Annotated in this window: 9 protein-coding genes; 1 reads left to right on the top strand and 8 read right to left on the bottom strand. The window is 54.2% G+C overall.

What is annotated here, in order from left to right:
* Positions 1 to 24: 24 nt before the first annotated feature.
* The 8 genes from RO22_RS12335 to RO22_RS12300 all read right to left on the bottom strand — a co-directional run bounded on the left by RO22_RS12335 (position 25) and on the right by RO22_RS12300 (position 11,096).
* Positions 25 to 399: a histone-like nucleoid-structuring protein, MvaT/MvaU family gene (locus tag RO22_RS12335; protein ID WP_022523599.1), complete on the bottom strand. Its 375-nt coding sequence runs from the start codon at positions 397 to 399 to the stop codon at positions 25 to 27.
* Between the two features lie 326 nt (positions 400 to 725).
* Positions 726 to 2,405 carry a 30S ribosomal protein S1 gene (rpsA, locus tag RO22_RS12330; protein WP_008957327.1) on the bottom strand — a complete coding sequence of 560 codons (1,680 nt, stop codon included), beginning with the start codon at positions 2,403 to 2,405 and terminating at the stop codon, positions 726 to 728.
* A gap of 183 nt (positions 2,406 to 2,588) precedes the next feature.
* On the bottom strand, positions 2,589 to 3,287 hold the full coding sequence (gene cmk / locus RO22_RS12325; RefSeq protein ID WP_027959299.1) for a (d)CMP kinase: 699 nt from the start codon (positions 3,285 to 3,287) through the stop codon (positions 2,589 to 2,591).
* Positions 3,280 to 5,559, bottom strand: a complete 2,280-nt coding sequence (locus RO22_RS12320; RefSeq protein WP_041158442.1) for a bifunctional prephenate dehydrogenase/3-phosphoshikimate 1-carboxyvinyltransferase — start codon at positions 5,557 to 5,559, stop codon at positions 3,280 to 3,282. The genes cmk and RO22_RS12320 overlap by 8 nt, the downstream gene beginning before the upstream one ends.
* Positions 5,560 to 5,564: 5 nt before the next feature.
* The gene (pheA, locus tag RO22_RS12315; protein WP_022523603.1) at positions 5,565 to 6,656 is read right to left on the bottom strand and encodes a prephenate dehydratase; all 1,092 of its coding nucleotides are present in this window, start codon (positions 6,654 to 6,656) and stop codon (positions 5,565 to 5,567) included.
* A gap of 6 nt (positions 6,657 to 6,662) precedes the next feature.
* A complete protein-coding gene (gene serC / locus RO22_RS12310) occupies positions 6,663 to 7,766 on the bottom strand; it encodes a 3-phosphoserine/phosphohydroxythreonine transaminase (protein WP_022523604.1) in 1,104 nt (367 codons plus the stop codon).
* Positions 7,750 to 10,494, bottom strand: a complete 2,745-nt coding sequence (gene gyrA, locus RO22_RS12305) for a DNA gyrase subunit A (protein WP_027959296.1) — start codon at positions 10,492 to 10,494, stop codon at positions 7,750 to 7,752. Before gyrA ends, serC begins: the two co-directional genes overlap by 17 nt.
* A gap of 152 nt (positions 10,495 to 10,646) precedes the next feature.
* Complete coding sequence (locus tag RO22_RS12300; protein WP_041158441.1) at positions 10,647 to 11,096, bottom strand: acyl-CoA thioesterase; 450 nt, start codon at positions 11,094 to 11,096, stop codon at positions 10,647 to 10,649.
* Positions 11,097 to 11,237: 141 nt separating this feature from the next.
* On the opposite strand from RO22_RS12300, the gene RO22_RS12295 reads away from it, so the two are divergent.
* Positions 11,238 to 12,167: a recombination-associated protein RdgC gene (locus RO22_RS12295; protein ID WP_027959295.1), complete on the top strand. Its 930-nt coding sequence runs from the start codon at positions 11,238 to 11,240 to the stop codon at positions 12,165 to 12,167.
* Positions 12,168 to 12,226 lie beyond the last annotated feature (59 nt).

Below are 12,226 nucleotides of genomic sequence, written 5' to 3'. Positions count from 1 at the left end.
CAGAAATGCCGGTTGTTAACTAACTTAGTCTTCCATGCGCTCCAGCCAAGACTCGACGGTTTCATCGCCATACTGATCTTTCCAGCTACGCAGGCCCTTATGGTTGCCGCCACGAGTCTCAATGACTTCCCCCGTTTTGGGGTTTTTGTAAATTTTAAGACGACGCTTACGACGTGCATTGCCACTGGCTGTGGTTTTAGCCGTACGCTGGTCAGCAGCCGGATCCAATAAGGCAATGACATCGCCTGGGCGCTTGCCAAACTCAGTCATTAGCGCTTCAAGTTTGGCCTTAAATTCCAACTCACTTTTTAGACGCTGGTCGCCTTCTAAGCGCTGCAAATCTTCCTGAAGCTGCTTTAGCTGCTGCTCTTTTTGGATATATTCGTTAAGTAATGACATCGAGGTTCCTTTAATAGCTTATCCAACTGAATGGGGCTCAGCTGAATGGGATCTAACTGAGGTGCAGATTGACAACCTTGACACCCACTAGTTCAGAATGCAGGGACATTATTCCTGTAAAAAGAGTAACTGACAACAGTCTAGTTGATTTTCACTCAATTACTAATCGTTTTTTTAAAACTCAATTGCTGCTTAAAGAGTTTAACCCTAATAGAACATGGCGACTATACACACCTACCGTAGAGCTATTACAAGCACTCAACCACTACAAACAAAAGCGCCGCCCATAAGGGCGGCGCTTTTACAAACCAATAACTAATCGATAATTAGTCTTGGCCCATCTGCTGCTTGATCAAATCACCGATGGTGGTCGGGCCACCTGCAGTTTCCGGCTCTTGCTCACGCATCTTCTTCAGGTTCTGACGCGTATCGTCTTGGTCTTTCGCTTTTACCGACAGATTGATCTGACGACTCTTACGATCAACACTTACGATACGGGCTTCTACGCTGTCGCCTTCATTCAGCACATTGCGCGCGTCTTCTACGCGGTCAGCACTGATTTCAGAGGCTTTCAGCACAGCAATAACGTCAGTCGCCAATTCAACTTGAGCTTCTTTAGCATCAACTTCAATGACGCGACCCGTTACGATGCTGCCCTTGTCGTTGACTGACAGGTACTCAGCAACGGGATCAGAATCCATCTGCTTGATACCCAGCGAGATGCGCTCACGCTCTGGATCAATAGACAGGATAACAGCTTCAGCTTCATCGCCTTTCTTAAAGCTGCGTACGGCTTCTTCGCCAGTATCAGTCCAAGAAATATCAGACAAGTGAACCAGACCGTCAATACCGCCTTCTAGGCCGATAAAGATACCGAAGTCAGTAATTGACTTGATGGTACCGGAAACACGGTCACCCTTGTTGTAGTCAGTGTTGAAGGTTTCCCACGGGTTAGCAGTGCACTGCTTGATACCCAGAGAAATACGACGACGCTCTTCGTCGATATCCAACACCATAACGTCAACATCATCGCCCACTTGAACGACTTTAGACGGATGGATGTTTTTGTTAGTCCAGTCCATTTCAGAAACGTGAACCAGACCTTCAACACCCTCTTCCAGCTCGGCAAAGCAGCCGTAGTCAGTCAGGTTAGTGACGACCGCGTGTACTTTCATGCCTTCTGGATAACGCTCTTTAATGTTGACCCACGGATCTTCGCCCAACTGCTTCAGACCCAGTGAAACGCGATTACGCTCACGGTCAAACTTCAGAACTTTGACGTTGATCTCATCGCCAACGGCAACGATTTCGGACGGATGCTTAATACGCTTCCACGCCATGTCTGTAATGTGCAGCAGGCCGTCAACACCACCCAGGTCTACGAAAGCGCCGTAGTCTGTCAGGTTCTTAACGATACCCTTGATCTGCTGACCTTCTTGCAGAGTTGCCAGCAGCGCTTCGCGCTCGGCACTGTTCTCTGCTTCCAGAACCGCACGACGTGATACCACAACGTTGTTGCGCTTCGGATCGAGCTTGATGACTTTAAAGTCCAGCTCTTTGTTTTCCAGGTGCGCAGTGTCGCGAACTGGACGAACGTCAACCAACGAGCCCGGCAAGAAGGCACGGATAGAGTCAACTTCAACAGTGAAGCCGCCTTTAACCTTACCGTTAATAACGCCCTTAATGATTTCGTCTTTCTCGAAGGCTGCTTCAAGAATCTTCCAAGCTTCTGCACGCTTGGCTTTTTCACGAGACAGACGCGTTTCACCGAAACCATCTTCTACGGCTTCAAGTGCAACGTGCACGTCGTCACCGATAGCGATGTTCAGATTACCGTGCTCATCGCGGAATTGTGACGCAGGGATCTGACCTTCAGATTTCAGACCAGCGTTGACAGTAACCCAGTCACCGTCAATGTCGACAACCTGAGCCGCGACAATAGCGCCTGGCTCCATGTTGATGTCGTTAAGAGACTGTTCAAACAGCTCAGCAAAGCTTTCGCTCATGGTGTTCCTACGTAATTACGTTGTTGAGGCATAAATGCCTTCTCCGCACCACCAGCAAGTGCGGGCCTAATGTCACTCAGCCTTTGGGGGTGTTAACGCTGGTTAGACCTGACCGGGCTCACCGATGTGAGTTTAGTGCCCTGCCACGTCGTGACACCTATCCAAAAGCGCCGCAAGGGAGAATCAGACGCCGCTTACCAGCCCTTTTTGGGCGAGCAGTTCGGTCAGTCGATCAACCACTTCCGGTATGCTCAGGCGCGTGGTATCAAGCGTAATGGCATCATCTGCCGGCTTGAGAGGAGCCACACTGCGCTGCGTGTCGCGTGCATCGCGTGCCTGAATCTCCTTTAAAAGACTCGAAAGACTAGCATCCACCCCGGCTTCCTGCAACTGCAGATAGCGTCGACGCGCCCGTTCATCGGCGCTGGCGGTTAAAAAAATCTTCAGCGCCGCGTCAGGAAACACCACGGTACCCATGTCACGACCATCCGCCACCAAGCCCGGCGCTTGGCAAAAATCGCGCTGGCGCTGTAGCAGGGCTTGGCGCACCGCAGGAAGTGCCGCCACTTGAGAAGCTCGCTCGCCGGCCTGTTCGGTGCGAATCACCTGGCCAACATCTTCACCTTCAAGCAGTGTACGTGGCTGTCCCTCTTCAACAGGAAACGCCACATCTAACTGCTCTGCCAAGCGTGCCAGGCCCAACTCGTCGTCAACGGCTATGTTGTGCTTAACTGCTGCTTGAGCCGTCAGTCGATAAAGTGCGCCACTATCGAGAAGATGCCAGCCTAGGCGCTCTGCCACCAAGCCACTGATCGTACCTTTACCTGCGCCGCCAGGCCCATCAATGGTGACAACGGGAGCAGCAGCAACACGATCATTCATGCGCGCCCTCCACGCTAACGCCCATGCCAATACGCGTGGCTAATTCGACAAAGTCAGGGAATGAGGTCGCCACATTGGCGCAGTCTTCAATAACAATTTCTGCACTTGCACGTAGTGATGAAATCGCAAACGCCATGGCAATACGGTGATCGCCCAGACTATCGACACGCCCACCGCCGTAGCTCGCTTTTTGCGCATCGCCATTGCCGACAATATCGATGCCGTCGTCTACAACGGTGTGCTGCACACCTAACACAGCCAAGCCATCGGCCATGGCCTGAATGCGATCAGACTCTTTGACACGCAGCTCTTCGGCGCCCCTTAGACGAGTCACGCCATCGGCGTTGGCGGCGGCAATAAACAGCGCGGGGAATTCATCAATGGCTAACGGCACTTGCTCTTCGGGAATATCAATGCCTTTCAGCGGCGCATAGCGAATACGAATATCGGCCACCGGCTCCCCCCCCACTTCGCGCTCATTCTCTAACGCCAAATTCGCCCCCATCAGGGTAAGAATATTGATTACGCCAATCCGGGTGGGATTAATGCCGACGTGTTCAAGGGTGATATCTGAGCCTGGGGTAATGGCAGCTGCCACTAAGAAGAAGGTTGCAGATGAAATATCCGAAGGCACATCAATGGGGCCTGCGGTGAGCTTACCGCCCCCTTTGAGCCAGCAGGTATCGCCTTCACGGGAAACCGCATAGCCAAAACCATTGAGCATACGCTCGGTGTGGTCGCGTGTCGGTGCAGGTTCGCGTACCCGAGTTTCGCCTTCGGCGTACAGCCCCGCCAGCAACAGGCAAGATTTTACCTGGGCACTGGCCATGGGCATATCGTAATGGATGCCTTTAAGCTTGGCGCCACCATGAATCTTCAACGGCGGACGCCCGCCCTCAGCGGTATCAATGGTTGCGCCCATCAAGCGCAGCGGGTCAGCCACGCGCCCCATAGGCCGTTTGGTTAGTGACTCATCGCCGGTCAGCTCGCTATCAAACGCTTGGCCTGCCAGCAGTCCTGAAAAAAGCCGCATGGCGGTGCCCGAGTTACCTACATAGAGCGGGCCTGCGGGGGCTTTTAAGCCATGCATACCCACACCGTGAATCGTCACGCGGCCCTGGTGCGGCCCTTCGATCGCCACACCCATTTCCCGAAACGCCTGCAGGGTCGCCAGGCTATCCTCACCTTCCAGAAAGCCTTTTACTTCAGTGACACCCTCAGCCAGCGCGCCCAACATAATAGAGCGGTGCGACATGGACTTATCGCCAGGTACGCGCAAACGCCCCTGGGCTTGACCGCCCGGCTGCACACGGTAGGTGACCTTACCTTGTGGTTGCATATGATATTCCGCCTGATAACTGGTTTTGTTCAATAAAGAGTCGAAATAGTGCCGGGCGTGGCTAGCCCGATCAAAGGTGGCAATCAGCGCATCGCTGTCACCGGCTTCTACCGCATGACGCAATCGAGAGAGCCCCGCTTCAAAATCATCCAGCGATGCTAACACCGCCTGCTTGTTGGCAATAAAAATATCTCGCCACATCACCGGGTCGCTTCCCGCGATACGGGTAAAGTCGCGAAAGCCGCCCGCTGCGTAACGAAAAATATCTAGCCGCTCATCCTGACGGGCCAGCGTATCCACCAGCGAAAATGCCAGCAAGTGCGGCAAATGGCTGGTACGCGCCAACACTTGGTCATGGCGCTCTACGTCCATTTCCAGCACATCGGCACCACAGGCTTCCCATAAGCAGCGCACGCGCTGCAAAGCCTCACGGTCGACGTTCAGCTCAGGTGTCAAAATAACCTTGTGGTCTACATACAAACGCGGATTCGCCGCTGCCACACCGCTTTTTTCTGAACCGGCAATAGGGTGCCCCAGCACCATATTAGTGGGTACCCGGCCAAATACACGCTGAGCGCAGGCGCGGATAGTCGCCTTGGTACTACCAACATCGGTAATCACAACGTCAGCCGACGCGTTAGGTAGCGCTTCGGCCAAGCTTGCCATCACGCTCTCCATGGCGAGCACCGGCACCGCTAGCACTACCATGGTGGCGTCATTGACTTGCTCATCAAGGTGGGTACTGCCTGAATCGATCAGCCCCATCTCAATACCGCGTGCAATCTCAGCTTCGTCAGGGTCACAGGCAACAATTTGCCCCTGAAACCCTACCGCGCGCAGCGCTGCCGCTAGCGAACCACCAATCAATCCCAGACCAACAATCAATAGACGCGACTCATGACAGCCTGATGTTTTTACACCGTCTTCGACCATTAACGTCACAGCACGCCTATGGGGTAAGAGCCCAGCACGCGTAGTTCTGCCGCTCGTAGCTGCACCTCTTCAAGCACTGCCGCGACCTCAGGCTCATCACGATGGCCTTTAAAGTCGATAAAAAAGACGTAGTTCCACACACCGGTACGCGAAGGACGCGTTTCAAGGCGCGTTAAATCAATTTGGTGGCGATGAAAAGGCTCCAGCAGCGCATGCAGCGTCCCCGGCTGGTTGCGCATGGCAACCACAATAGAGGTTTTATCCTCTCCTGCCATGGGCACATCCTGGTTGCCAATAATCAAAAACCGCGTGGAGTTATCCGGGCTGTCTTCAATTTTTTCGGCAATGTGCTCAAGCCCATAAAGCTTGGCCGCCATATCACCTGCAATCGCCGCACTATGCCACTCGGTTTTGACTAACTTGGCCGCTTCCGCATTAGAGGAAACCGGCACGCGCTCCGCATGGGGATAGTGAGCATCCAGCCATTTACGGCACTGGGCAAACGACTGCGGGTGCGAGTAAATACGCGAGACCTTATCGCGGCGCGTCGTTTCACTGACCAGCAAATGGTGGTGAATACGCAGTACTACTTCGCCACAAATTTTAATCGAGGAATCCATAAAGGTGTCCAGGGTGTGATTAACCACCCCTTCGGTGGAGTTTTCCACCGGCACGACGCCGTAGTGTGCGGCCCCCGCCTCTACTTCACGAAATACCTCGTCGATGGCTGCCATGGGCAGGCTAACAGCGCTTTCACCAAAGTGCTTGAGCGCCGCCTGTTGCGTAAAGGTACCTTCAGGGCCTAAGTAAGCAACTTTTACCGGCTGCTCAAGTGCCAAACACGCCGACATGATTTCGCGAAACAGCCGCGCCATCTCTTCTGAATCGAGCGGCCCCTTATTCAACGCCATAATGCGCCGAAGCACCTGCGCCTCTCGCTCAGGGCGATAAAACACCGCATCTTTATCTTCAGCTAGCTTGACATGGGCCACCTGCTGGGCACAGCTGGCGCGTTCACTGATCAGGTTCAGAATATCGCTATCGAGCTGATCGATACGCTGGCGCAACTCATCCAGATTGATCGACGTGTCGGACATGGTGATTTAGCCCCTTGTTTTTTCAAAATCGGCCATAAATGCAATTAGGGCATCTACCGCAGACTCAGGCACCGCGTTGTAAAGGCTGGCACGCATACCGCCCACGCTGCGATGACCTTTCAAATTAAGCAGTCCCGCCGCATCGGCCTGCTGTAAAAACGCTTTATCCAGTGCCGAATCGGCCAGTACAAAGGGCACGTTCATGCGCGAACGGTTGGCTTTAGCAATTGGATTGCTATAAAGCTCGCTGGCATCAATCGCTGCGTAAAGTTTATCTGCCTTACGCTGATTGATAGCGTCCATCGCCGCCAATCCGCCAATATCGTCCTTCAGCCACTGAAACACCAGCCCGGCTAAATACCAAGCGTAAGTGGGGGGCGTATTGACCATCGAACCAGCGTCCGCCAGCATTTGATAATCAAATAGCGAAGGTATATTGGCCCTAGCTTTACCTAGCAGGTCGTCACGCACCACCACCAGCGTTAACCCGGCGGGGCCAATATTTTTCTGTGCCCCAGCGTAGATAACGCCAAATTCGCTAACGTCGATGGGCCCAGACAGAATGTTCGACGACATATCGCAGACCAGCGGCACGTGAGCACCATCGGCACGCTGAATATGCGGCGTATAATCAAATTCCAAGCCACCAATTGTCTCGTTAGAGGTGTAGTGCAAATAGGCAGCATCTGCGCTCACCCGCAGTTCGTCTTGTGCGGGTACCGCCGTATGACCGTTGGACTCACTGCTGGCAACCACATGGCAATCAAAACCAAGGTGCTTGGCCTCATTGAGCGCCTTCTTGCCCCAGATGCCGGTCTGAATAAAATTGCCTCTACCGCCTTGACCCAACAGGTTCATCGGCAGCATGGCAAACTGCAAGCTGGCCCCGCCCTGTAGAAACAGCACGCGGTAGTTATCCGGCACGCCCAACAGATGACGAAAGTCGGCTTCGGCACGCTCGGCAATGGCAATAAATTCATCGCTGCGGTGGCTCATTTCCATTACTGAAAGGCCGCGCCCCTGGTAGTCCAGCAACTCTTCCCGGGCGCGCTCCAGCACGGCCACTGGCAGGGCCGCTGGCCCTGCGCAGAAATTATAGTGACGTGTCATCAGTCCCCGTTTCCTGTGCATCATCGGATGTTTTATTCGCCTGTGCGTCTTCAAGGCTGCTTTCTTCAGGGTCACCCGCTCCTTCAAGAGCGCTTAGCTCGTCGCTCTCTTCCGGTTCATCAACGCGCACCGTCTTGACCAGCTTCTCCTCTTTGCCAAGACGAATCAGCATCACGCCCTGGGTATTCCGTGATGTGGTCGAGACCTCTTCCACACGGGTACGCACTAGCGTGCCGCGGTCGGTGATCAGCATCATTTCATCGCTGTCATAGACCTGCATCGCCGCCACGAGCGAACCGTTACGCTCGCTGGTTTGCATGGCGATGACACCCTGGCCACCACGACCACGCAGCGGGAATTCTTCCAGGCGCGTGCGCTTGCCGTAACCATTCTCACTGGCGGTCATAATGTAGATCTGACCAACGGCGGTCTCGGCTACAGTGCTCTCTTGGGCACCGTCTTGCGTTTCCCCTTCGGCATCCGCCTCGGCGTCGATCTGCTGGCTTTTAGGAATAATCAGGCTAATGACTTCCGCGTCGCCGGCTAGGCGCATACCACGCACCCCGCGGGCAGTACGCCCCATGGCGCGGGCTTTGCCCTCTTCAAAGCGAATCGCCTTGCCGTTAGACGACAGCAGCATGGCATGGTCATTACCCGTGGTAATCGCCGCGCCAACCAAGCGGTCGCCCTCTTCCAAATCAATCGCAATCAGACCGACGCTGCGTGGGCGCGAGAACTGCTCAAGGCTGGTACGTTTTACGGTACCTTTAGCCGTGGCAAAGAAGATGTAGTTATCAGGGTTGTAGTCGCGCACCGGCAAGATGGCGTTAACCGCTTCACCCTCTTCCAGCGGCAGCATATTCACCAGCGGCTTACCCCGCGAGCCACGGCTGGCGTTGGGCATTTCGTATACTTTCAGCCAGTACACTTTGCCGCGATTTGAGAACAGCAGTACAGTGTCATGAGTAGAAGCCACCAGCAGGTGCTCTATCACATCTTCGTCTTTCATGGCGGTAGCGGACTTACCTCGGCCACCACGGCGCTGGGCCTGATAATCCGACAGCGGCTGCGTCTTGGCATAGCCTGAACGCGACACGGTTACCACCATGTCCTCTTCGGCGATCAAGTCCTCCATCGACAAATCGAGGTGACTCGCCTGAATTTCAGTACGGCGGTCATCGCCAAACTGATCACGCACCGCTCGCAGCTCTTCGCGGATCACTTCCATCAAGCGGTCGGCGGAAGCCAGAATCTCGGTTAGCTCGGCAATTTTCTCAAGAATGCTGAGGTATTCATCAAGAAGCTTCTCGGTCTCAAGACCCGTCAAGCGGTGCAGGCGTAGCTCAAGAATCGCCTGCGCCTGGGCAGGCGAGAGTCGATAAGAGGTGGCTGCGGTATTTAAACCAAAACCCTCTTCCAGCTCTTCTGGCTTGCAAGAAGTAGCCCCGGCCCGCTCTAACATAGCGGTCACCTGACCGGGCTGCCAAGTCTTGGCGAGCAGCTTTTCACGCGCTTCAGCCGCGTTGGGTGAGGCTTTGATCAGCTCGATCACTTCATCGATATTCGAGATAGCGACGGCCAAACCTTCCAACAGATGCCCACGCTCACGGGCTTTTTTCAGCTCATACAGCGTGCGCCGAGTAACCACTTCGCGCCGGTGACGAATAAAGGCTTCCAGCATCTCTTTAAGATTGAGCGTGCGTGGCTGGCCATTTTCCAGCGCCACCATGTTAATCCCGAACACGTTTTGCAGCTGCGTTTGAGCAAACAGGTTATTGACCACTACTTCGCCGGACTCACCGCGCTTGATTTCAATCACCACGCGCAGACCATCTTTATCCGACTCATCGCGTAGTTCGGCGATACCTTCAATCTTCTTCTCTTTCACCAGCTCGGCGATCTTCTCGATCAACCGCGCCTTATTCACCTGATAAGGCAGTTCGGTGATGATGATGTGATCGCGACCGGTTTTGTCGTGGTGCTCAATGGTGTGGCAAGCGCGCACATAAATACGCCCACGGCCTGTACGGTACGCCGACAAAATACCCGCGCGACCATTAATGATCGCGCCGGTGGGGAAGTCAGGGCCGGGGATATACTCCATCAAGTCATCCACCGACAGCGTGTAGTCATCGATGAGGGCCAAACAGCCGTCAATCACTTCACGCATATTGTGCGGTGGAATATTGGTCGCCATACCTACCGCGATACCCGACGAGCCGTTAATGAGCAGGTTGGGTACCTTGGTGGGTAATACGGCGGGGATACGCTCGGTACCGTCGTAGTTATCCACCCAATCGACGGTATCTTTTTCAAGGTCAGCAAGCAGTTCATGGGCAAGGCGCGACATACGCACCTCGGTATAACGCATGGCGGCCGCGTTATCCCCATCAATAGAACCGAAGTTGCCCTGACCGTCGACCAGGACATGGCGCATCGAGAAGTGCTGCGCCATACGTACGATAGTGTCGTATACCGCGCTATCACCGTGCGGATGGTATTTACCGATGACATCGCCGACGACACGCGCCGACTTCTTGTACGGTTTATTCCAATCATTACCCAGTTCATGCATGGCAAACAGCACACGCCGGTGAACCGGTTTAAGGCCATCCCGCACATCTGGAAGCGCGCGGCCGATAATGACGCTCATCGCATAGTCGAGATACGACTGTTTAAGCTCGTCTTCAATATTGACGGGCAAGATTTCTCTGGCGATGTCACCCATGAAAGTCAGATCCTTTGCACTGCATTGGCACTGCGAGAGTTGAAAGCGCTGGTAAACACCGCTCTGAAATTACCATAGAGCGGCGCGCAAATACTGCGACATCATACCACCGCAAAAGCAGCAAGGGCAGCCAGGGAGCTCACCAAAGCCGTTTAGACGCTAAATGCCTCTTTCCCCAAGGTTATCGCGGCCAACGCTTCACGCACCTCGCCCTCGATTGCAGCGGCCTTATTGGCGCGCATATCGAGTAGCACGAAGGTTAAATCCGCACGGGCGATGACGGTGCCATCCTTACGCCCACCGTTTTTACGAACAATACGATGGTGGCAAAGCCCGCTGCGCTCACCAACGTCGATGATCCCGGTCATCACTTCCAAATCATCCCCTTGGCGGGCAGCGGCCAGATAATCAATGTTCAAATTGACGACGACGAATGCCCGCCCGGCCTGATGGAGCTCTTTGATCATCTCTGGGTGTTGATCAAAGAAGTCCCAGCGCCCTTCTTCCATAAACTCAAGATAGCGAGCGTTATTGACATGCCCATAGCCATCCAGATGATAGCCTCTAACGCGTAAATGAACTCGCGACAGCGATGCACTCATATCGACTCCTCTACAGTGATTGGCAACGACTCAATCAAACACAAGTTTGAAACACGTGCAACAGAGACGATTGGTGACAGCCGCTGGTAGGAATGCCCCGCTTTCGCCATAATGTGCCACCTTTTAAACAGGATTGGCTCCATGTGGTTTAAGCACTTGCATTTATACCGCCTGCACGACGCGCCCGAATTATCCAGCGATGAGCTCGCTAGCGCTTTACAAGAGCATGCCGCCAAACCACTCGGCAACGCCGACGCACGCCGCCTGGGCTGGACTGCACCTGCTGGGCGTTTGGGCGCAGGGCAGCTTGTTCACGAAATTCAATCACATCGGCTGCTTTCAGCGCTGCGTCAAGAGCGCCTACTGCCCGCCTCTGTTGTAAAAGAGGAAGTCGATGAGCAGGTGGCGGATATTGAGGCCAGCGAAGGCCGCAAAGTGACCCGCAAAGAGAAGACCGCGTTAAAAGAGCAGGTAACCGAGAATTTATTGCCCCGCGCTTTTGTGCGTAGTCAGAAAATTGATCTTTGGTGGGACATTCGCGGCCAGATGATAGGCATCAATGCCAGTTCACGCACCCGCGCCGAAGATATTCTGGATTTGCTTCGCGAAACCCTGGGCAGCCTAAAAGTCACCCCACTGAGTTCACAGACGCTGCCTATTCGCGCCATGACCACTTGGCTAGGTGACGCGGCCAGTCGCCCGGCCGATCTTCAGCTTGGTGACCAGGTTGAACTCAAAGCTAAAGGTGATGACGGTGTACTGCGCGCTCGTCAGGTCGATTTAGACAGCGATGAAATTCAGCAACTGCTTGAGACCGGCCGCCAAGCCAGTAAACTCGCGATTAGCCTGGAAGGACGGCTAAGTTGTGTGTTACACGATGATTTGGCGCTGAAATCGTTGCGCTTTGGCGATGCCTTGATTGAAGAAGCCGATCACGCTGACGACGGAGACGACGCGCTTGCCCGTCTGGAAACAGACTTTATTCTAATGGCGCAGGCGCTATCTACCGATATTCCACGCTTGATAGAGTGGCTTGGCGGCGAGACACAGCGGGAACCCGCGGCGCAGTAAGGGCTCTATAGTCATTCAAGACTGTTATCCGAAGTCGTCTTTTCGCCTCGATGTTATTA

Origin of the sequence: Halomonas sp. KHS3 (assembly GCF_000830495.1) — a bacterium.
Taxonomy (GTDB): Bacteria; Pseudomonadota; Gammaproteobacteria; order Pseudomonadales; family Halomonadaceae; genus Vreelandella; species Vreelandella titanicae.
Note: the sequence above shows the minus strand (reverse complement) of the source record. Positions and strands in the feature narration are given on the sequence as shown.